15 protein-coding genes are annotated in these 21,830 nt (G+C 76.3%); 3 read left to right on the forward strand and 12 right to left on the reverse strand.

Going from position 1 to position 21,830, the window contains the following annotated elements; genetic code table 11:
• Positions 1-5 precede the first annotated feature (5 nt).
• From ACSUPT_RS24675 to bla, 12 genes are all read right to left on the reverse strand, one after another.
• Positions 6-812, reverse strand: a complete 807-nt coding sequence (locus tag ACSUPT_RS24675; protein WP_351964595.1) for an ABC transporter ATP-binding protein — start codon at positions 810-812, stop codon at positions 6-8.
• Positions 809-2,611, reverse strand: coding sequence for an IucA/IucC family protein (locus tag ACSUPT_RS24680; RefSeq protein WP_436945541.1), 1,803 nt, complete (start codon positions 2,609-2,611; stop codon positions 809-811). Before ACSUPT_RS24680 ends, ACSUPT_RS24675 begins: the two co-directional genes overlap by 4 nt.
• 71 nt (positions 2,612-2,682) lie before the next feature.
• Positions 2,683-4,236 carry a pyridoxal phosphate-dependent decarboxylase family protein gene (locus ACSUPT_RS24685; protein ID WP_436945542.1) on the reverse strand — a complete coding sequence of 518 codons (1,554 nt, stop codon included), beginning with the start codon at positions 4,234-4,236 and terminating at the stop codon, positions 2,683-2,685.
• A 6-nt stretch (positions 4,237-4,242) separates the two neighbouring features.
• Positions 4,243-5,661, reverse strand: coding sequence for a hypothetical protein (locus tag ACSUPT_RS24690; protein ID WP_436945543.1), 1,419 nt, complete (start codon positions 5,659-5,661; stop codon positions 4,243-4,245).
• Positions 5,658-6,209, reverse strand: coding sequence for a GNAT family N-acetyltransferase (locus tag ACSUPT_RS24695; protein ID WP_436945544.1), 552 nt, complete (start codon positions 6,207-6,209; stop codon positions 5,658-5,660). The genes ACSUPT_RS24690 and ACSUPT_RS24695 overlap by 4 nt, the downstream gene beginning before the upstream one ends.
• Positions 6,206-7,930, reverse strand: a complete 1,725-nt coding sequence (locus ACSUPT_RS24700) for an IucA/IucC family protein (RefSeq protein ID WP_399217669.1) — start codon at positions 7,928-7,930, stop codon at positions 6,206-6,208. The genes ACSUPT_RS24695 and ACSUPT_RS24700 overlap by 4 nt, the downstream gene beginning before the upstream one ends.
• Positions 7,927-9,414, reverse strand: coding sequence for a lysine N(6)-hydroxylase/L-ornithine N(5)-oxygenase family protein (locus ACSUPT_RS24705; RefSeq protein ID WP_436945545.1), 1,488 nt, complete (start codon positions 9,412-9,414; stop codon positions 7,927-7,929). The genes ACSUPT_RS24700 and ACSUPT_RS24705 overlap by 4 nt, the downstream gene beginning before the upstream one ends.
• Before the next feature lie 65 nt (positions 9,415-9,479).
• Positions 9,480-11,099 carry a pyridoxal phosphate-dependent decarboxylase family protein gene (locus ACSUPT_RS24710; protein WP_399217667.1) on the reverse strand — a complete coding sequence of 540 codons (1,620 nt, stop codon included), beginning with the start codon at positions 11,097-11,099 and terminating at the stop codon, positions 9,480-9,482.
• Positions 11,096-12,436, reverse strand: coding sequence for a diaminobutyrate--2-oxoglutarate transaminase family protein (locus tag ACSUPT_RS24715; protein ID WP_399217666.1), 1,341 nt, complete (start codon positions 12,434-12,436; stop codon positions 11,096-11,098). The genes ACSUPT_RS24710 and ACSUPT_RS24715 overlap by 4 nt, the downstream gene beginning before the upstream one ends.
• Positions 12,437-12,974: 538 nt before the next feature.
• Positions 12,975-15,356 (reverse strand): glycoside hydrolase family 65 protein, encoded by a 2,382-nt coding sequence (locus ACSUPT_RS24720; protein WP_436945546.1) that lies wholly within the window; start codon positions 15,354-15,356, stop codon positions 12,975-12,977.
• Positions 15,353-16,165 (reverse strand): HAD family hydrolase, encoded by an 813-nt coding sequence (locus ACSUPT_RS24725; protein WP_436945547.1) that lies wholly within the window; start codon positions 16,163-16,165, stop codon positions 15,353-15,355. The genes ACSUPT_RS24720 and ACSUPT_RS24725 overlap by 4 nt, the downstream gene beginning before the upstream one ends.
• Positions 16,166-16,338: 173 nt before the next feature.
• Complete coding sequence (gene bla, locus ACSUPT_RS24730) at positions 16,339-17,286, reverse strand: class A beta-lactamase (protein ID WP_436945548.1); 948 nt, start codon at positions 17,284-17,286, stop codon at positions 16,339-16,341.
• A 356-nt stretch (positions 17,287-17,642) separates the two neighbouring features.
• On the opposite strand from bla, the gene ACSUPT_RS24735 reads away from it, so the two are divergent.
• From ACSUPT_RS24735 to ACSUPT_RS24745, 3 genes are all read left to right on the forward strand, one after another.
• On the forward strand, positions 17,643-18,755 hold the full coding sequence (locus tag ACSUPT_RS24735; RefSeq protein ID WP_436945549.1) for a sigma factor-like helix-turn-helix DNA-binding protein: 1,113 nt from the start codon (positions 17,643-17,645) through the stop codon (positions 18,753-18,755).
• A gap of 44 nt (positions 18,756-18,799) precedes the next feature.
• Entirely contained in the window at positions 18,800-19,675 is an 876-nt protein-coding gene (locus tag ACSUPT_RS24740) for an aminoglycoside phosphotransferase family protein (protein ID WP_365730044.1), read from the forward strand.
• Positions 19,676-19,806: 131 nt separating this feature from the next.
• Complete coding sequence (locus ACSUPT_RS24745; RefSeq protein WP_436945550.1) at positions 19,807-21,768, forward strand: helix-turn-helix domain-containing protein; 1,962 nt, start codon at positions 19,807-19,809, stop codon at positions 21,766-21,768.
• Positions 21,769-21,830: the final 62 nt, after the last annotated feature.

Raw genomic sequence — 21,830 nt, forward strand, 5'->3', positions numbered from 1 at the left:
GGTGCTCAACCGGCGGCCGGCGACGGCTCGCGCCACGTCGGCAGGCAGGTCGGCACCCCCGTGTGGGGGTCGAGGGTGACGGTCGTGTCGATCTGGAACGCCGTGCGGACGGTGTCCTCCGTCAGCGCCTCGGCGGGCGGCCCGGAGGCGACGATCCGCCCGCCGGCCAGCACGACCATCGCGTCGGAGAACGCGGCGGCCTGGTTCAGCTCGTGCAGCACCACCGCCACGGTGATGCCGTGCTCGTCCGCCAGCCGCCGCACGAGCCGCAGCACCTCGATCTGGTAGCGGATGTCGAGGTACGTCGTCGGCTCGTCCAGCAGCAGCAGACCGGTCCGCTGGGCCAGCGCCATCGCGATCCACGCCCGCTGCCGCTCACCGCCCGACAGCCGGTCCAGGGTGCGCTCGGCGAGCGGCCGCAGGTTCGTGGCGTCCAGCGCCCAGGCGACCGCCTCCCGGTCCTCCTCGCCGCCGCCGCGCGCCAGCAGCCCCTGGTGCGGGTGGCGGCCGTACGCGACGAGCTCCTCCACCGTCACGCCGGCGGGCACGATCGGCGACTGCGTCAGGAAACTGAGCTTGCGCGCCAGTTCACGCGGCCGGTACTCCGCCAGATCGCGCCCGTCCAGCACGATCCGCCCCGCGTCCGGGGTGTGCAGCCGGGCCAGCGCCCGCAGCAGCGTCGACTTGCCCGACCCGTTCGGGCCGACGAGCGCCGTGACCGCGCCCGGCGCCAGCGTCACGCCGATGCTCTGCGCCACCGGCTCGCCGCCGTGGCCGAGGGTGAGCTCCCGCGCGCTGATCTCCACGCTCACGACAGCGGGTTGGGGACGGTGCCGTTCGGGCGCAGCGCGTGCCGCAGCGCCCGGTCGACATAGCGGGTGACGACGAGCCGGTCCGTGTTGAACGGGTAGCGCGGGAACTCCCGCGCGAGCATGTCGTACTCGGCGTACCGGTCCTTCTTGTCCGGGAACCGCTTCTGGTACGACACCACGGCCTGCCGCACCAGCCGCCAGAACCGCTCCTCGGGCACGCCCAGCTGCTCGGCGGCGAGCGGCGCCAGGTACCGGAAGTGCCCCAGCAGCAGCTGGTCCACGACGTGCTGGCGGATGACGACCGGGTTCTTGCGCGGCAGCACGTGGTCGTAGCCGTCCGGCTCGGGACCGCGCTCCGGGACGGGGGTGTGCGACACGGACACGTCGTCCACGAAGTCCTTCAGGAACAGCCGCCGCGGCACGTCGTCCGCGTCGTACCCGATCAGCGTGTTCTGGCCGTGCGGGTTGAAGGTGATGCCGTACGTGTACATCACGTGCAGCACCGGGTGCATCACCGTCTCGAACAGCCGCGACAGCCACTCCTCGGCGGGCAGCCCCGACGCGCGGGCCAGCTCCGCCGCGAACGAGGTGCCCTGCTCGTCCACGTACAGCAGCGACGCGAACGTGCGGACCCGCTCGCCCTCGTCCCGCCGCGACGACACCGACTCGCGCCAGATGCAGCCGAGCGTCTCCAGGTGCTGGTACGGCATGTCCGGCACCCGGTCCAGATACGGGTGGCGGACCGTCACCGACGCGATCTCGCCGAGGAACACCGTCCGCAGCTCGTCGCGCAGCAGCTCGTCCTTGCCGAGCAGCCCCGTCAGCCACTGCGTGGTCAGCGGCGCGCCCTGCGTGCAGTGCGGCGGGATGCCCCGCCAGATGAGCGTGTTGACGATTTTGAGCGGGAGCTTCACGTCGTACCGGCCCCGCCGCGACATGTTCGTCATCGTCCGCACCGACTGCTGCGGCAGGTACGCGTCGGCGCTGTCCCCGAGCGGCACGATCCGCCGCTGCGCGACCTCACCGGCGAACAGCACCTGCACGGCGTGGTCCCACTGCCAGGGGTGGACCGGCATCCACACATACGCGTCCGGGTCGCAGCCGGCGGCCTCCACACGGGAGCGGAAGGCGGCGACGGTCTCCGCGTCCAGCTCGTGCTCCACGACGGACCGCTCGCTCAGCTCCGGGGTGCCCCGGAACTCCGCGAGCCCCCGGTGCACGGCGATCCACCGCAGCGCGACCGGCCGCTGCGCCTCGGGCGCGTACGCCCGCACGTCCGACGCGGAGAAGCCGATGCGGCCCTTGTTGGCGACGAGCGTCGGATGCCCCGTCATGGCGCACTCCAGCTCCGCGTGGTCCAGCTCGCGCAGCTCCGCCGCCGTCCGCCCGCCGTGCTCGATGCGCGCCGCGTCCACCGCGAGCGTCGCCGACACCTCCGTGAGGTACATGCCGAGCGTCGGCGCGTCGGTGCCTATCGTGTCCGCGCAGTCCACCAGGAACTGCTGCACGTCCCACGCGGGCGTCTCGATCTCGTTGCCGAGGAGGCCCGCCGCGCCGCGCGTCACCGAGTCCCCGGCGACCCGCCAGGAGCCGAGCGCGCCGCGCGTCGCGGAGAACACGTACGAGACGCCGCTGTCCAGGTCGACCCGGTAGCGGCCCTCCGCCTCCAGTCCCTGCGGCTCGACCAGCTCCTCGAAGGCGAACTCGGAGAGGGTCTTCGCCAGGAGCCTGCGATTCGCCTCGCGCCACGACTCCGGTGACACGTCGGCGAGTTCGGGGACGGGGTGGCCGTCAGTCATACGGGGGGTGCCCTTCTCGTGTGGACGCCGGCTTCTCTTCCGGCCTTTACGCTGCTCCGCTTCGCGGTGCTTCATGCGGCGCTCCCTTCCTCGGTGGCCTCCACGGCCAGGCCCGCCCGGACGATCGCGTCGAGCAGGCCGTCCACGTCCGTGGCGCGGGTCTGCGGGTTCAGCAGGGTGAGCTTCAGATGGACGGCGGGGCGCCCGTCGCCGCCGGGTGCGTCGGTCCGCCCGACCAGCGCGGCGCCGGTGCGCAGCAGCCTGCGGCGCAGCGCCCCGTTGACGCGGTCGGACGCGGCCGGGTCGGTGGTGACGTACCGGAAGACGACCGTGGAGAGGGTGGCCCCGGCGGTCAGCGCCAGACGCGGGTGCGCCGCTATGGACCGCTCGGCGTGCCGGGCCAGGTCGTGGCAGGCGTCCAGCATCGCCCCGATGCCGTCGGTGCCGAGCGCCAGGAACGTCGCCGCGACCTTCAGCGCGTCGGCGCGCCGCGTCGTCTGCAGCGACAGGCCGAGCAGCCCGTCGTAGCCGGCCTCGCCGTCGTCGTCCGGGTTCAGATACGCCACCCGCAGGCCCGTCGTCGGCGCGAAGTCCGCCGCGTCGCGGGCCAGCAGGACACTCGCGGCGGCCGGCTGCCACGCCGTCTTGTGCAGGTCCAGCGTGACCGTGTCGGCCTCCCCGATGCCGTCCAGCAGCGGCCGCAGCCGCGCCGAGAACAGCGCCCCGCAGCCGTACGCGGCGTCGACGTGCAGCCGTACGCCGTGCTCCCGCGCGACGGCGGCGACCTCCGGCAGCGGGTCCACCGAGCCGTAGTCGGTCGTCCCGGCGGTGGCGACGACCGCGACCGGCAGATCGGTGTCCGGGTCGGCGCGGCGCAGCAGGGCGTCCAGCGCCTCGGGCCGCATCCGGTGCCGTCCGTCCACCGGCACGGGACGCACCGCGTCCTCGCCGAGCCCCAGCACGGCGCAGGCGCGGGCGACGGAGAAGTGCGCCAGCTCGGAGCAGTACACGAGCGGCCGCTGCCCGGTCCCGGCCAGCCCGCCGGCGCGGACGTCCCGCGTCTTGGCCAGCGCCGCGTCCCGCGCGACGAGCAGCGCCTGGAGATTGGACGCGCTGCCGCCGGGGGTGAGCACCCCGCCCGCGTCGGGCCCGTACCCGGCCGCCTCGCACAGGCCCTTCACGAGCCGCCGCTCGATCTCGACGGCGTACGGACCGGAGTCCCAGGTGTCGACGGACGCGTTGAAGATCCCCGCCAGGACGTCGGCGGCCGCGGCGACGGCCAGCGACGGCGGCTGCAGGTGCGCGGCGGCGCGCGGGTCGGCGAGGTCCACGGTGGTCCGCGCGCAGGCCCGGGCGAGCTCCAGCACGGCGTCCCGGCCGGCCCCGGCGCGCGGCACGAGTCCGTCGGGGAACTGCGCGTCGACCAGGCCGGTCAGCTCCTCGGGGCTGAGCGCGGGCAGCGGGCCGCCGCGCCCGCTCAGCCCGTCGGCGCACGCCCGGACGATCTCGTGGACGAGCCGGGCCAGTTCGGCGAGCCCGGCGGGGGCGGCGGCCAGCAGGCCGGGGTCCAGCAGGGGGGACGGGGAGGCGGGGGCGGCGGGCAGGGAACTACCGGGCAGAGTCATCGAACGTCATTCCTTCGTCTCGGGCTCGATCCCGCTCGGCCGGGGAAACCCCACAGGGGCGCTCTCAGCGGGGGTCGGGAGGACGAACGCGCCCACCGTCCCGCGCCCGCGCGCCCCCTCCGCCAACCGCCGCTGGGGCAGCGGGACGCGGGGAACGGCGCGCGGGGCGCGGGCGGCGCCTTCACGGGCGACCCGCCGCGCGGGCGCGGCGGGCGCGACCGGGGCGGCGAGCGCCAGGGCGCACAGCAGGGCACCCCCCACCAGGAGGGGCGCCCACAGGGCGGCGGTCGCCGCGCCGGTCGCGAGGAGCGGCGCGAGCAGCAGCCCCGCCGTCTGGCCCATGGCGACCACGCTGTACGCGGCGCCGGAGCCGGTCGCGGCGATGACCCGCTCGTCCAGGGCGACCTGGCCCAGCGCCAGGCCCGCCCCGAACACCAGCCGCGCCACGGCCAGCCAGCCGGCCTCGGTGACGGCGGCCTGCACGGAAAGGCCGGCGGCGGCGACGAGCATCCCGTACCGCAGCAGCCGCCGCCCGCCCAGCCGGGCCCGCAGCGGGGCGGCGGCGGGCAGCAGCGCCAGCACGGCGACGTGCGGCAGCACGAACAGCAGCGTGGCCGTGCCCGCCGACGCGCCCGCGCCGGCCGCGTACTCGGTGAAGTACGGCCGCGCCGCGTACACGGCGACCGCCGTCAGCAGGACGTACAGCGCCGGACGCCACATCGCGCCCACCGCCGCGCCCGCCCCGTGCGCGGCGCCGTCGGCGATCCCGCCCGCCGGCCCGTCCGCGCCCTGCGCGGCCGCGGGGGGCCCGGAGGCCGGGCCGCCCGTACCGGAAGCGGTCGCGGAGGCCGGGGCCCCCTCGGCCGGGGCGGCGGCGCGCGGGCGCAGCAGCCGCAGGCACGCCACCAGCAGCACCGCCTCCAGCAGCGCCAGCAGCGGCAGGGCCGTGCGCGGCTCGGGCACGGACACCACGAGCCCGCCCAGCAGCGTCGCCGCGACCGACGCGGCGTGCAGCACGGCCACATACTGCACGACGCCCGGAAGCACCCCGCGCGGATGGCTGCGGGCCAGCCCCGGATAGGCGAGGAGCACGACCGCCTTCGCGGCCACGAGCAGCACGGACACCCCGGTGAACACCGCGTACGACGGGGCGAGGACCAGCCCGGCGGCCAGCAGCACCGCCGCCGACTGCCCGGCCGTCACCAGCCGCGCCAGCGGCACCCGGCGCGTCGCCCGCCCCCACAGGGGCAGCGCGACGACCGCCGACACCTGGCACACCACCAGGAACAGCCCCGTCGCGGCCAGCGCCTCCACCCCGTACGCGGCGCGGAACAGCGCCGGGTAGAACGGGGCGAGCGCCGACTGGGTCACCATGTGCAGACCGGCCGCGGCCAGCAGCACCGGGCGTCCGTGCCGCCCCGTCATGCCGTGCGCTCGCGGACCATGAACGCGGCCTTCTTCGTCGGCAGGTCGATCTGCCGCAGCAGCCGGAACCCGGCCCGCTCGAAGGCCCGCACGGACCGCTCGTTGCGGACGTCCGGCTCGGCGACCACCCGCCCGGCGTACGGGTCGGTGCGCAGCAGCCAGTCGGAGACCGTCCGCAGCAGCACCGCGCCCAGCCCCCGGCCCCGGTACGCGGACGGGCCGAGCAGCAGATGCACCCCCGCGTCGCGGGTGCGGGCCGGATAGTGGTGGCGCAGCGGGTCCAGGTCGGCCCGGTAGACCTCCCAGTAGCTCATCGGCGTGCCGTCCACGCAGCCGACGTACGGCGTGGAATGGGCGCTGCCGAGCTGCTCGCGCAGATAGGCGGCGATCCGCTCCTCCGGCTGGGCCAGCTCCCAGAAGGCGGCCACCTCCGGGTCGTTCATCCACGCGTGGACCAGCTTCGCGTCCGCGGCCGGGTCGACGGCGCGGAGCGTGAACACGCCCTGCTCCAGCGCCGCCCCGCCCCCGAGGAGGTCCCCGTCCGTCACTTGCGCACCTCCACGATCGGGTTGGCGATGTCCACGTACACCGACTGGGCCTCCAGCGGACCGGTCAGCTCGTCCATGCCGCGCACCCGCGTCAGCAGGTTCGCCTTGCAGCGCAGGCTCGGCTCGTCCCGCAGCAGCGCGGCCAGCCGCAGCCGGTCGCCGTGCTCGGCGGCGGCGGACGCGAGGAACCGGTCGGCGCGGCGCAGCAGCCGCGTCTCGTCGGCGAGGCCCTGCGAGCCGAGCGCGCCGACGACGCCCAGCAGGTTGTTGATGCCGACGTAGTAGGCGAGCCGCTCGTCGATCACCTCGTCCGCGACGTACGTGCCGAGGTCCCGGCCGATGCCGGGCACCCAGCCGTACAGCGCGTCGCTGCGGGCGGGGGAGAAGTAGTAGCCCTGGTTGTCGCGGTACCGGCCGCCGGCGGGCCAGCCGTCCTCGTCCAGCACGACGAGGGTGTTCTGCTGGTGGGCCTCCAGGCCGAGCCCGTACGTCGCGTACAGCCACAGCACCGGGGCGACGACCTGCGCGGCGTACCGGGCGAACCACTCCTCGCCGGTCTCGGCGACGGACCGGCCGGTCCGCTCGGCGAGCCGGTGCACCAGCGTCGCCAGGTGGGAGCGTCCGCCGGGCAGGTCGGGGCGGGGCGCGACCAGGCCGGCGACGCACAGGCCCTGCGCCGCGGCGCCGGCGCGGAACGGATTGGCGCGGACCACCACGTCCAGGCCCGTGCCGTCCCCGCCGCCGGGCCCCGCGTCCACGGCGAGCCACGCGGGGTCGCGGACCACCGCGAAGCCGGGGTGCGCCGTGTGCAGCGCGCGGCCGAGCCCGGCGGTCAGGAGCCGGTCGACGGCGAGGCCGCGGTGCAGCTCGGAGCGCATGTTCTCGCGCCGCGAGTTGGTGATCCGCAGGCCGAGCGAGAACTTCAGCATCACCGGCGCGTCGGCCCGGTACAGCGTGCGGATCGACGAGGTGGGCGACCAGTCGGCGCCCGCCGGGCCCAGGTCGTGCAGCAGCCCGGCGTCCAGCAGGGCCCGTACGGCGGGCCGGTGGACGACGTCCTGCGCCTGCCACGGGTGGGCGGGCACGAGGACCGTGCCGTCGGGGCGGGCCGGGCCCTCCCCGGCGAACGGCGCGAGGAGGTCCTCGGCGCTCTCCTCCAGCGACGAGTCGGAGCTCACGACGGACGGGTCGGCGGCGAACCAGTGCAGCGGGAACGCGCCGCGCGTCTCGGGGGAGTAGCGGGCGGCCTCCGTCTCGGTGAGGCCCTCGCGGCTCTTGGGCGTCGGGTGCAGCGGATGCCCGGTGATCAGCGCCTGCTCGGCGGCGAGGAACGGCGTCGTACCCGCCGGGTCGTCGGGGACGGCGGCCCGGACCCGTACGAACTCGGTGACGCGGCGCACGGAGTCGCTGACCCGGCCGGTCAGGTCGGCGACGGACGCGGGGTCGCCCTGCGCGGCCTCCACACCGAGCAGCGCGGCGAGCGCCGTCGCCGACGCGGGCGCCCCGGAGGGCAGCCGGGCGGGCCCGAACCGGTGCCAGCCGACGGGCGACCAGTACCGCACGGGCGCCTCGACGGCCGTGCCGGACGCGGGCAGTTCCAGGCGCAGCACGTCGTCGGCGGGGCGTTCCACCCCGGTCTCGCGCACCCAGCAGCGCAGCAGGTTGTCGACGGCGGCCCGGTCGGCCTCCGCGGCGGGGTCCAGGGGCTGGGTCTGGCTCATACGCACTCTTTCCGGTCGTCGTGGGCGCGGTCGTGGTGGGTGCGGTCGAGGTGGGCGTGCTCGTCGGAGCCGCGCTCGTCGGCGCCGCGGCCGTCGTGGGCGTCGCGGCCGCCGCGCGGGCGCTGGTCGCGGGCGAGGCCGAAGGTGGTGAACGCGGTGCGGCGGGGCAGCGGGTAGACGGGTCGGCCGGTCAGCGTGTTGAGGATGACCGCGGACCGCCACGCGGCCAGGCCCAGGTCCGGCGTGCCGACACCGTGGGTGTGCCGCTCGGCGTTCTGCACGAACACGCAGCCGCCCACCTTGTCGTCGAGCACGAGGCGCTGGTCGCGGTCGACGAGGGGCCGCCCGGCGCCGTCGCGGGCCAGGTGCGCGCCGAGGGGTTCGACGAGCCCGTCCACGGGGCGCTCCGCGTAGCCGGTGGCGAGGACCACGGCGTCGGTGGCGAGCGTGGCGCGGGAGCGCTCCTCGCCGTGCTCCAGGGCGAGCTCCAGCCGTCCGCCGCGCCGGGCGGCGGCGGTGACGGCGACCCCGGGTGTGAGGGTGACGTCGGGCCACCCGCCGCCCAGCGTCCGCCGGTACAGCTCGTCGTGGATGTCGGAGAGCGTGTCGGCGCTGATGCCCTTGTACAGCTGCCACTGGGCGGGCAGCAGCCGGTCGCGGGTCGCCTCGGGCAGGCCGTGGAAGTAGCGGGTGTAGTCCGGTGTGAAGTGCTCCAGGCCCAGCTTGCTGTACTCCATCGGAGCGAACGCCGGGGTCCGGGCGAGCCACGTCAGGCCCTCCCGCCCCTCGGGCCGGTCCCGCAGCAGGTCGAGCAGCACCTCGGCGCCCGACTGCCCGGCGCCGACGACGGTGACGTGCCCGGCGCGGCGCAGCCGGTCGCGGTGGGCGAGGTAGTCGGCGGAGTGCAGCACCGGCGCGTCCGGGTCCGCCGCGAGCTCCCGCAGCGGTCCGGGCACGTACGGGGCGGTGCCGACGCCCAGCGCGAGGTGCCGGGCGTACATCCGGCCGGTGGACAGGGCGGCGCCGTCCGCGCCGACGCGGCTGAACTCCACCTCGTACGCCTGCCGCTCCTCGTCCCAGCGGACGCTGTCGGCCCGGTGGCCGAACCGCAGGGACGGCAGCCGCTCGCTGACCCAGCGGCAGTACGCGTCGTACTCGGCGCGCGGGATGTGGAACCGCTCGGCGAAGTAGAACGGGAACATCCGCTCCTGGACGCGGACGTAGTTGAGGAACGACCAGCGGCTCGTCGGGTCGACCAGGCTCACCAGGTCGGCGAGGAACGGCACTTGCAGCGTGGCGCCCTCGATGAGCAGTCCGGGGTGCCAGCGGAACGCGGGCCGCTGCTCCAGGAACACGGCGTCGAGCCCGGCCACTGAATCGGCGAGCGCGGCCAGCGACAGGTTGAACGGCCCGGCGCCCACGCCCAGCAGATCGACGGTCGGCGGTTCGCCGCGGGCGTGGTCGGCGGCTTGCTCTGGGGTCATCGAGGTCCTTCCGGTTCCGGTGTGTCGCGGGGTGCCGGCGGCGGCCGGGCCGGCGGGCGCGGCCGTCACGTCCGCGCCGGCGGCGGGGCCGCCGCCTCGGCGGTGGCGGCGCCCGCGAGGGCGGTCGCCGCGGCCGCGGCCAGGTCGAGCAGGCCGGCCAGGTCCTCCCCGGTGGCGCGCGGGTGGAGCAGGGTGGCCTTCAGCCACAGCCGCCGGGTGCCGTCGGCGTCCTCGGCGACGGCGCGCCCCACGACCGCCCGCCCCTCGGCGAGGAGCCGGCGGCGCACCTCCGCCACCAGCGCGTCGCCCTCGCCGGGCGGTACCGCGTCGGCGGCGGCCGGCCGGAACAGCACGGTGCTGATGCCGATGTCGCCGGGGCGGCGCCGCAGCGCCGGGTGGGCGTCCACCAGCGCGGCGAACTCCCGCGCGGTGGCCACGCAGTGCTCGACCAGCGCGCCGATCCCGCGGCGGCCCAGCGCCCGCAGGGTCGCGGCGATCTTCAGTACGTCGGGGCGGCGGGTCGTACGGATGGAGCGGCCCAGCAGGTCGGGGAGCCCGGCCTCGCCGTCGTCGTCGGCGTTGAGGTAGTGGGCGCGCAGGGCGAGCGGGGCGAGCAGCGCCGCGTCGCGCACGGTGAGGACTCCGGCGGCGACCGGCTGCCAGCCCAGTTTGTGCAGGTCGAAGGTGACGGACACGGCGGCGTCCAGCCCGTCGAGGAGCGGCGCCAGCCGGTCGCTGAACAGCAGCGGACCGCCGTACGCGGCGTCCACGTGCAGTTCGGCGCCGTGCGCCGCCGCCACGCGGGCCAGTGCGGGCAGCGGGTCGACGAGCCCCTCGTCGGTGGTGCCGGCGGTGGCCACCACCAGGACCGGACCGGGGTGCGGGCCGAGACCGGCGAGGGCCCGGTCGACGGCGGCCGGGTCGAGCCGCCCGCCGGGGCAGTCGACGGTGACGGGGTCCGGCAGGTCCAGCAGCCAGGCGGCGCGCCGCACGCTGTGGTGGGCGTTGGCGCCGCACACGACCCGGACGGCAGGGGCTCCGGCGGCGCGGGCCCGTTCGCGGGCCAGGAGCAGGGCGACGAGGTTGGATTCGGTGCCGCCGCTGGTGATCAGCGCGTCGGGCGCGGCCTCGCGGGGGTGGACGAGGGCGGCGAGCGCGGCGGTGACCTCTTGTTCCAGTACCGCCGCGGCGGGGGCCTGGTCCCAGGAGTCCATGGAGGGGTTCAGGGCGGCGGCGGCCAGGTCGGCGGCGGCGGCCACGGCGAGGGGCGGGCAGTGCAGATGGGCGGCGCACCACGGGTCGGCGGGGTCGGCCGCGCCCTCGGCGACGGCCCGTACGACGGTGCGCAGGGCCTCCTCGGCGCCCGTGCCGTGCTCGGGGAGCACGGGGGCGCAGGCGGCGCGTAACCGGTCGGCGACCGCGCCGGGGCCGCCGCCGGGGAGCGGACCGCCCCGGACGGTGGCGCCCTCGGCGAGCGCGTCCAGCACGACCGACGTCAGCTTTCCGAGCGCGTACGCCCCGTGGGTGTCCCCGGCGACGGCGGTGTCGGCCTCGCCGGGCGGCGCGGGCGCGTCGGCCCGGTGGGCGCGGTCCGGCAGGACGGGGCCGGGCGCACGGTCCGGTACGGCGCGGTCCCGGCCGGGTATGCCGGGCCCGGGTATGCGGGGGCGGCCGTCGCGGCTCATCGGGTGCTCTCCAGGGCGGCGGCGAGGCGTTCCACGACGGAGTCGGCCTGCTCGTCGGTGAGGACCAGCGGCGGCAGCAGCCGGACGACGGTGTCGTCGCGCCCGCCGAGCTCCAGGATCAGCCCGCGGTCCAGGCAGGCGGCGCGTACCGCGCGGGCCCGTACGGGGTCGCCGGGGAAGGCTCCGTACCGGTCGGGCGCGGCGTCCGGGTCGACCAGTTCGACGCCGGTCATCAGTCCGCGTCCGCGCACCTGGCCCACGCCCGGGTCCTGCGCGGCGATCTCGCGCAGTCCGCGCCCGATCCGCTCGCCCAGTTTCAGCGCCCGCTCGGCGAGCTGCTCCTCGGCGACGGTGCGCAGGGTGATCTCCCCGGCGACCATGGCGAGGGTGTTGCCGCGGAAGGTGCCCGTGTGGTGGCCGGGGCGCCAGGTGTCGAGTTCGGGGCGGTACGCGATCAGCGCGAGCGGCAGTCCGCCGCCGACGGCCTTGGAGGTGACGAGCACGTCGGGTGTGACCCCGGCGCGTTCGCAGGCCCAGTAGTGGCCGGTGCGGCCGATGCCGGTCTGCACCTCGTCGATTACGAGGACGACCCCGTGCTCCTCGGTGATCCGCCGGACCTCGCGCAGCCACCCGTCCGGGGCCTCCACCACGCCGCCCTCGCCCTGCACGACCTCCAGGATGACCGCGGCGGGCGGTGCGACACCGCTGCTCGGGTCGGTGAGGAGGCTCTCCAGCAGCCGGGCCGACAGCTCCCCGGACTGCTCGGCGTCACCGGTGCCGAAGGGGCAGCGCAGCCCGTACGGGAAGGGCAGCCGGGTCACCGGGACACCGTCCGCGCCGACGGCACCGCTCATCCGGGGCGGGCCGGACACGGCGGACGCGCCGAGCGTCATGCCGTGGTAGGCGCCGGTGAAGGCGACGATCCCGCGCCGCCCGGTGGCGTGCTGGGCCAGCTTCAGCGCCGCCTCGACGGCGTCCGTGCCGGCGGGGCTGCAGAAGTGCAGCCGGGCCGAGTCCCGCAGTCCACCGGGCAGCCGGCGGAGTAACTCCCCGGAGAAGGCGTCCTTCTGAGGGGTGATCATGTCCAGGGTGTGCAGGGGCGTGCCCGAGGCGAGCACCGACTGGAGGGCCGCGACGGTGGCCGGGTGGTTGTGCCCGAGCGCGAGGGTGCCCGCGCCGGAGAGGCAGTCCAGGTAGGTGCGCCCGTCAGCGCCGGTGATCACCGCGCCGGCGGCGTGCACGGGGGCGACGGGCAGGGTGCTGGCGTAGGTACGGGCGGAGGACTCGCGTCGCTCCTGGCGCTCGAGGAGCTCGGCGCGCAGCGCACCGTTCGGCATGGCGGATGCCCTTCGGTCGTGTTGCGGGGGTCGCGCACAGGGCGCACACGCGTCGGACGGCGCGACGGGGGTGACTCGTGGCCGCCTGACGGAAAGTTAGGTTAGCCTAACCTGCGGAAAGATCAAGGGTTTACGCCGGCGCATTCCCCTTTCCAGGGGGCGCCAACTCCCCACCGCACGCCCCCCGTTGCACCGCCACCGCACCGTTCCCGCAGCTCACACCGGCGTGTCGCGAACCACCCACCCGGCCGCCGGGGCGTCCCGGATCGGGTCACCTGGGGCCCGGCCCCGCCTGGCCCGCACCACGACCTGACCCGCGCCCCCTCCGTGGCGCGCGATCCGCAAGGCCACACTCAAGGCTCTGTGCCCGGAGGGCGACGCGCCGCACGTGTGCCGGGTGCCCCGGTTCGCGGGCTGATCGGTACGGCGGGCCGTCCGGTGCCGGAAGAGTCCGGCCCGGGCGGCGCGCCCCGGCGGCCGGCGGTGCCCCGGCGCCCCGGCGGCCGGGAGCGGTCCGGGGCGGGACCTGCGGCCGCCTCTACTCCGGCAGCGGCAGGCGCACCGACCGGCCCGGTTCGATGGAGACCGCCGTGCCCGGCAGTTCGATGTCGATCGGGGCCACCCCCGACTCCGGCACCGCCACGTGCAGGCTCTCCGGTGTCATCCGCAGCCGCACCCCCCAGTGCCCGTGGAAGCGCAGCGTGAACGCGTACTCCGACAGCTCCGGCAGCCGTACCGGGTCCAGGCGCAGCGCCCCGCCCCGGGTGTCCAGGCCCGTCAGGCCCCGCTGCACCAGGTCCAGGGTGCCCGCCATCGCCCCCAGGTGGATGCCCTCGCCCGTCGTCCCGCCGTGCAGGTCCGCGATGTCCGCCTCCAGCGCCTCCTGGCAGAAGTCCCACGCCCCGGCCCGCCGCACCCGCGCCAGCACCCAGCCGTGCACCAGCACGCTCAGCGTCGAACCGTGGCTCGTGCGCCGCAGGTAGTAGTCGACGGTCCGCCACCACGTCTCGTCGTCCAGCACGTGCCCCAGCCGCCGCAGCAGCCCCCGCAGTTCGGCGGGCGGGAAGAGGTAGCCGAGCATCAGCACGTCCGCCTGCTTCGACGCCTTGTAGCGGTTGACCGTGTCGCCCTCCGCCTCCAGGATGCGGTCCAGCCGCCGGATGTCCCCGTACTTGTGCCGCAGGCCCTCCCAGTCCAGCTCGGCCAGCTCCCCGTACCCGTGGAACTGGCTGATCACCCCGTCGTGGAACGGCACGTACAGCCGCCGCGACACGTCCTCCCACAGCGCCAGCTCGCTGTGGTGCAGTCCGATCCGCTCCTCCAGCTCACGCCGCCGGGGCTCCGGCAGGTCCGTCATCAGCTGCAGCGCCCGCGCCAGCACCCAGGCCGCCGTCACGTTCGTGTACGCGTTGTCGTCCAGGCCCGGCCGCCGCGCCCCCGGATACGCGTCGTGGTACTCGTCGGGCCCCATCACCCCGCGGACGCGGTACCGGTCCAGCGCCTCGTCCCACTGCGCCGAGTCCGCCCAGAACCGGGCGATCTCCAGCATCATCTCGGCGCCCTTGGTGTGCAGGAACTCGTCGTCCCCGGTCGCCTCCCAGTACCGCCACACGTTGTACGCGATGGCCGACCCCACATGGTGCTGGAGGTGCGAGTGGTCCGGCAGCCACCGGCCCGAACGCGGGTTCAGGTGCAGCCGCTGCGTCTCCTCCCGCCCGTCGCTGCCGCTCTGCCACGGGTACATCGCCCCCGACCGCCCCGCGTCCCGCGCCGCGAACCGGGCGGCGCCCAGGCGGCGGTGACGGTACGTCAGCAGAGCCCGCGACACCTCCGGGAAGTGCAGGTTCAGATACGGCAGCACGAACAGCTCGTCCCAGAACACGTGCCCCCGGTACGCCTCCCCGTGCAACCCGCGCGCCGGCACCCCCACATCCAGGTCCGCCGTGTGCGGCGACAGCGTCTGCAGCACGTGGAACAGGTGCAGCCGCAGGATGCGGCCCGCCTTGTCCGGCACCTCCAGCTCGCCGCGCCGCCACAGCTGCTGCCACGCCGTGCGGTGCGACGCCAGCAGCTCGCCGAAGCCGTCGGCCCGGCCCACCCGGTCCACCGCCGCGTGCAGCGGGTCGGAGATCGCCGGGTCGTGCGAGGTGTGCAGCGCCACCACCTTGTCCACGACGGCCACCGCGCCCGGCTGCAGCGACAGCCGGTACCGCTGCGTCACCCGCCCCGGCTCGTGCGCCACCTCGGCGTCCACCGGCGCCGTCGTGCGCGCCGCCAGCCCGATCCGCACCTCCGACGACGCCGTACGGCAGCCCAGCCACACCCGGCCGCCCTCCGCCTCGCCCGTCACCACGTCCTTCAGATGCCGCGACGACAGCTGCCGGTAGCGGGCCACGCCCGTGTTGGCGACCGCCCCGTCCAGCGCCGCCTCCACCTCCAGCTCACCCGCCCAGTTCTCCGCCGTGAACTCGGTGCGCAGCGCCGCCACATGCGGATCCCCCATGTGCACCAGCCGCAGCTGCCGCACCGCGAGCCGCCGCCCGTCGTCGTCCTCGTACCGGCTGCGCCGCTCCAGCACACCGCCGCGCACGTCGAGGGAGAACGCGTGGTCGGTGAGGAACTCGTGCGCCGGCTCCAGCCACGGCCCCGGCTCGGCGCCGTCGGCCACCCGATAGCGCAGGGGCAGCCAGTTCGGCAGGTTCACCATGTCCTCGTTCTCGACGCCGCGCCCCGCCACCTCCGACACCAGCCGGTCGTAGCAGCCCGCGACATACGTCCCCGGGTAGTGCGTGCCGTCCGCCGCGCACTCCGGGAGCGCCCCGCGCGTCGCGAAGTACCCGTTGCCCAGGGTGCACAGCGCCTCCCGCAGCGACTCCCGCTCGGGGGCGTACCCCTCGAACTCCCACGTCCAGTCGCTCATGACGGCTGTCCCTCCCGTACGGCGAGCAGCTCCGCCAGATCCGCCACGACCAGGTCGGCCCCGTGCCGCCGCAGCGCCCGAGCGGTACTCGGATCGGAACCGGCGGCGGGGGCGGGCTCGCCGGGCCCCCCGCCCCGCGCCCGGTCCACGCCCACGACCAGGCCGAACCCGCCGCGCCTGCCCGCCTCCACCCCGGCGAGGGCGTCCTCCACCAGCGCGCACCGCCCCGCCGGCACGCCCAGCCGCCGCGCGGCCTCCAGGAACAGCGCCGGATCGGGTTTCCCGGGCAGCCCCAGGTCCGCCGCCTCCACCCCGTCCACCAGCGTGTCGAACAGGTCGAGCAGTCCGGCGCCCGCCAGCAGCTCGCGGGCGTGCCGGGACGCGGACGCCGCGGCCATCGGGACCCCCGCCTCCCGCAGCGCGCGCACCAGGCGCACCGAGCCCGGGTAGGCGTCCACGGGGCGGGCGCGCAGGTGCTCGGTGAAGCGGCGCTCCTTGTCGGCGGCGACGGCCTCGACGGCGTCCTCGCCGGCCGGAAGCCCGCGCGCCGCGAGGAAGGCGGCCGCCCCGTCCCGCCGGGAGCGCCCGTCCACGTACCTGCGGTACTCCTCCGCCGCGTCGAACGGCCGGCGCGCCGATGCGTTCGCCGCGCCGGGCGGCAGCGCGCCCAGATACGCGTCGAACGCCTCCTTCCACGCCGCCGCGTGGACCCGCGCCGAATCGGTGAGCACCCCGTCCGTGTCGAACACGACGGCACGCGCGGACCGCAGCGCGGGAACCACCGTGCTGCGGTCCGTGCCTGGGCTCATGGCGGCGTCTCCTTGCGTCGTCGCCCCGCCGGGTGCCCAGAACCCCTGGGGTCACCCGGCGCGGGCGCGAAGAACGGGCTCCACCGCCCATCATGACCCCGCGCCCGCCGCCGGGTACGGCCATACAGGGCCATGAGGGGCACACCGCCCCTCCCGCCCCGGCCGCGCCGGGCTCAGCCCATCGCCTCCGCGAGGAGCCGCGCCGCCTCCGCGACCAGCTCGTTGTCGGCCGCGGCGTCCGGCGTGCAACGGGTCGTCTGCACGGCGAGCACGACGGGCGGCCGCCCGGGCGGCCAGGCCACACCGGCGTCGTTGTTGCTGCCGTACCCGCCGCCACCGGTCTTGTCCGCCAGCAGCCAGTCGGCGGGCAGGCCCTTGCGGAACCGCTCACCGCTCGTCTGGTTGGCCAGCATCCACCGCGTCAGCCGCTCCCGGTCGTGCGCGGGCAGCACATCGCCGAGCAGGAGCCGCCCGTACGTGCGGCCGATCGCGCGCGGCGTCGTCGTGTCGGTGATCCGCCACGGCTCGGCCGAGTTCAGCTCCGGCTCCCAGCGGTCCAGACGGGTGATGTCGTCGCCGATCGACCGGCAGAACCGCGTCACCGACGTCGGCCCGCCCAGCTCGCGCAGGAGCAGGTTGCCCGCCGTGTTGTCGCTGCGGGTGATCGTCGCGTCGCACAGCTCGGCGACCGTCATCCCGTTCCGCACGTTCTCCGGCAGCTCGGTCACGGGGGAGTAGCCCGAGTCCTTCACGTACTGCGCGGTGTAGCGGATCCGGCGGGCCAGCACCTCGCCGTCCCGGTCCAGGTCGCGCAGCACGGCGGCGACGGCGACCGCCTTGAACAGCGACGCCATCGGGAAGCGCTCGTCGGCCCGGTAGGCCACCGTGCGCCCCGTACCCGTGTCGTACGCGAACGCGCCGAGCCGCGCGTCGTGCGCCGCCTCCAGCGCCCGCAGGCGCCCCTCGACCCGCGCGGCCCGCCCGCGCGGCGCGGACCCGGCGGAGGCGGGGGAGGGCGCGGCGTGCGCGGGCGCGGCCGCCGCCACGGCGGCGGCCAGCGCGGCACCCACGCCCGTCGCGAGGACGGCACGGCGGTTCGGGCGTGCACCAACGGGATTCACGTAGAGACCCTTCACCTCGACATCGAACAACAACCACCACGACGGCACCGTTCGCCACACTGGTTTCACGTCTCACGCGGTCGGCTGAAAATCAGCCATGCGCCGGCCGGTGCGTCGGCCCGTGAGCCGCCGGAGCCGCCCGGCAGAGTCCCCGGCACACCTGGACCCGGCGGCCTCGGCCGCGCCCGCGGACCGGTCGGGCACGCCGCGCGGGCGCTCGGAGGCGTCCATTCCCGGTCATGGGCAGTAACGTTTCTGCCAGCATCGTTCGAAGCCGTGGCGCAATGCGTATTCGTGTCGATGTCACGTCAAGATGCGCCTATGCACCCTTTCATTCGGAGTGGGTCGCCGACCCGATGAGCCAGAGCACCACCACCCAGTCCCCGCCCGTCCCGTCCCAGCCGGAGTCCCCGCCCATTCAGTCCCAGCCGAAGTCCCAGCCGAAGTCCCAGCCCAGCCGTCCCCGGTCCGCCGAGTCCCGGAGCGACCGGCCCGAGACCGACCAGCCCCCGGCCGACCGGTCCGTGACCGGCAAGTCCCCGGACGCCGACCGGCCGCAGGCCGAGCAGTCCCCGGACGACCAGCCCCAGGCCGGCACGTCCGAGACCGGCAAGTCCCCGGACGACAAGCCCGAGGCCGGCACGTCCGAGGCCGGCACGTCCGAGACCGACCAGTCCCCGGCCGACAAGCCCGAAACCAGCCAGTCCTCGGCCGTCCGGCCGGTGCCGGGTGGCCCCGGTGCCGCCTCCACCCGCGCGCGGACCGCCGTCGAGTCGTACGACGCGCTGTACGCCGAGGCCGCGCCCGCGCTGGTGCACCAGGTGTTCCTGCTGACCGGCCGCCGCAGGCACGCCTTCGACTCCGTCGAGCACGCCTTCCAGCGCGCCTGGGAGCACTGGCCGGAGGTGTCCCACGACCCCGACCCCGTCGCCTGGGTGCGGGCGCAGGCGTACGACTACGCGCTGGCGCCCTGGCAGCGGTTCCGGCTCCGCCCGGGCCGCGCCGAGACCCCGCCCGCCGACCCGGCGCACCGCGCCCTGCTGGAGCTGCCGGCGCCGTACCGCCGTACCGTCCTGCTCTGCGACGGTCTCGGGCTGAGCGTCGACGAGGCCGCCGCCGAGTGCGCGGCCGGCGTCCCCGCCACGGTGAGCCGCCTCCACCACGCGCGCGCCCAGCTCGCCGAGGCCCTGCCAGGGCAGGCGGACGCGGACGAGCCGTGCGCCTGGCTGGGCGACCTGGCCGCCGCCGTGACGACCGCGACGCTCCCGCTCGCCCGCTCGGTGCGCACCGGCAGCGAGCGGCGCGTGCGCGCCCTGACCCGGACCGTGTACGGGCTGACGGCCGTGCTGCTGGGCGCGGTGGTCTTCTCCGCGGTGAGCGCCCCCGCCCCGGCCCCCGCACCGGCGCCCCACGGCCCGGTCTCCGACGACGGCGCGCCCCGCGACGAGCCCGCGCCGCCCCGCCGCTGAAATCCCCTTGTGCGGCGGGTGCGGTTGCCGCAGGGTGGTCGCCCGTGACGGACATCGACAGCGATCTCGTACGGGACCTGGTGGCGGGGCAGTTCCCGCAGTGGGGCGACCTCCCGGTGCGCCCGGTCGCCCGCCAGGGCTGGGACAACCGGACCTTCCGGCTCGGAAGCGGACTCGCCGTGCGGCTGCCCAGCGCGGAGGGGTACGTCGCCGCCGTCGAGAAGGAGGACCGCTGCCTGCCGGTGCTGGCCGCGCATCTGCCGACAGCCGTCCCGCAGGTCGTGGCGACCGGCCGTCCGGGCGCCGGCTACCCCTACCCCTGGTCGGTACGGCGCTGGCTGCCCGGTGACACCCTCGACGCGGCCCCGGACGTCGACCGCGTCCGACTCGCCCGCGACCTGGGCGCCTTCCTGACCGAGCTGCGCGCCGTCCCCGCGGAGCACGGCCCGGCGGGAGGCCGCCACTCGTACTACCGCGGCTGCCATCCGAGCGTCTACGGGGACGAGGTCGAAAGCGCCCTGCGCGTCCTCGGCGACCGCGTCGACACGGCCGCCTGCCGCGCCGTCTGGCGGGAGGCCCTCGTCTCGGCCTGGCCCCGCGACCCGGTGTGGTTCCACGGCGACGTCGCCGCCGGGAACCTCCTGACGACCGAAGGACGGCTGTCCGCCGTCATCGACTTCGGCACCTGCGGCACCGGCGACCCGGCGTGCGACCTCGTCATGGCGTGGACGTACTTCACCGGCGACGAGCGGCGGATCTTCCGCGACGCCGTCGGCCTGCCCGACGACGCCTGGCGGCGGGCGCGCGGCTGGGCCCTGTGGAAGGCGCTGGCGACCATGGCCGGACTGTCCAGCCCCGACCCGGAGGGCCTCCAGGAGCGGGTGCTGCGCGAGGTGCTCGCGGACCCGCTCACCGGCTGACCGGCGCGCACCCGCCGGTCATCGGCGACGCCCGGAGGTGAACAGGCGTTCATCAACAAGCCGTTGACCGATCATCACCAAGCGTATTACTTTCGGCCGGTCGGAGTGGCGTGACTACTCGGGGGGTTTGTGTGGCGGCGGACGACCGGTCGTCGTCGGAATCCGATCTCTTCACCTTCCTCGAACTCCTCGCCGGCGAAGCCCCCGACAGCGCCTTCGAGCAGGTCGTCGCGGACGCCCGGCGCGCTGGGGCGCCGCGTGACGACCTGCGGCGGCTGGTCCGCGCCAAGGACGCCGCCCTCGCCGTACGGGAGAATTCCGGACGGCGCCGGCAGCGCGAGGCCGGCCTCGCCGCGCTGGTCGACACGGCCCGCGATCTGTCGCTCCCGCACGGGCCGGACGCCCTGCGGAAGACCGTCGTCCGCCGGGCGCGGCTGCTGCTGGGCGTCGACATGGCGTGGATGGCCCTCCACGACCCGGGCCGGAGCCGCTCCCGGGTGTGCGCGTCCGACGGCCACGCGACCGCCGACACCCTGGGCTGCGCGGTGCCCGCCGACGGGGGCGCGGGGCGGCAGGCGATCCGGCGGGGCGGCCCGTTCTGGACCGCCGACTACCTCGGCGACGACACCTTCGACCACGTCCCGCCGCTGGACGAACTGGTCCGCGCCGAGGGGCTGCACGCCGTCATGGCGGTGCCGCTGCGGTCGGAGTCGGCGCGCACACGGGACGCGGCGTTCGGTGTCCTGTACGTCGCCGACCGGCGGGTGCGCCACTTCACGCCGGACGAGACGGCGCTGATGAGCGCGCTGGGCGACCTGTCCGCCGCCGCCGTCGAACGGGCCATGCTGCTGGAGCGCACCCGCGCGCAGGCCCGCCGGCTCGCCGCCGAGGCGGCCCGCGCACGGCAGGCGCTGGCCGCCGCCCGCACCTCCCGCGAGGTCCACGACCGGCTGCTCGACCAGGTCCTCGCGGGACGCGACCTCCAGGCCGTCGCCGTGGAGGCGGCCGCGCTCCTCGGCGTGGCGGAGCTGGTGGTGCGGGACCCGGCGGGGCGCAGGCTCGCCTCCGTGGGCGGGGCGCCCGACGAGCCGGACGGGCCCGGTCCGCTCGCCCGGGTGCTCGACGCGCACGCCGAGGGGCGGCCCGTGCGTGCGGGCGGCGGGGGCTGGGTGTGCCCTGCGAGCGCGGGCGACGAGGTGCTCGGCACGCTCCACGTCGTACCGCCCGCGCCGCTCGGCGCCCACGGCCTGGAGCTGCTGCGCACCGCCGCCCGCGCCGTCGCGGTGGCCCTGCTCGTGCGGCGCAGCGCGGGCACCGACGGGCGGGTGCGGGACCTGCTGTTCCGGGACCTCCTGCAGGGCGGGGCCGCTCCGCCCGAGGAGCTCGCGGAGCGGGCCCGGCGGCTCGACGTGGACCTGGACCGGCCGCACGTCCTCGTGGTCGCCCGCCCCGAGGGCGGTATGGGCGGCCGGGCGGCCGTGTGGGCGTCCTCGTACGCGTACCGCACATCGGGGCTGAAGGCCGTGGACGGCGACTGCCTCGTGATGATGCTGCCCGGCACGGACGCGGGCGCGGCGGGCGAGGCGCTGTCGGCGGAGCTCTCCGCGGTGCTGGGCCGGCCGGTGACCGTGGGCTCGGCGGGGCCGGCGACCGACCCCGCCGGCATCGTCGCCGCCCACCAGGAGGCGCGGCGCTGCCTGGAGGCGGTGACCGCGCTCGGCGGGGTCGGGGTCGCCGCCTCCCCGCGCGAGCTGGGGTTCCTCGGGCTGCTGCTGTCGGACAGCCCCAACACGGTCGGGTTCATCGGCCGCACCATCGGTCCCGTACTGGACTACGACACCCAGCAGTGCACCGAACTGGCCCGCACCCTGGAGGCGTACTTCGCCTCCGCGTGCAGCCCCAGCCGCGCCGCCGAGACCCTCCACGTCCACCCGAACACGGTGTCGCGGCGCCTGGAGCGGGTCACCGAACTGCTCGGGCCCGGCTGGCAGGAGCCCGCCCGCGCCCTGGAGGTGCAGCTCGCCCTCCAGCTGCGCCGCACCCGCCAGGCGCTCGTACGGCGCCGCGACCGGGCCGACCGCGCCGTCGGCTGATCCCCCGGCGCCCCGGCCGGCCCGGCTGCGGCCGGCCCGCCCAGCGCCCCCGCCGGCCGGCC

The sequence above is a fragment of the Streptomyces sp. SudanB25_2051 genome (assembly GCF_964272635.1).
GTDB lineage: Bacteria > Actinomycetota > Actinomycetes > Streptomycetales > Streptomycetaceae > Streptomyces.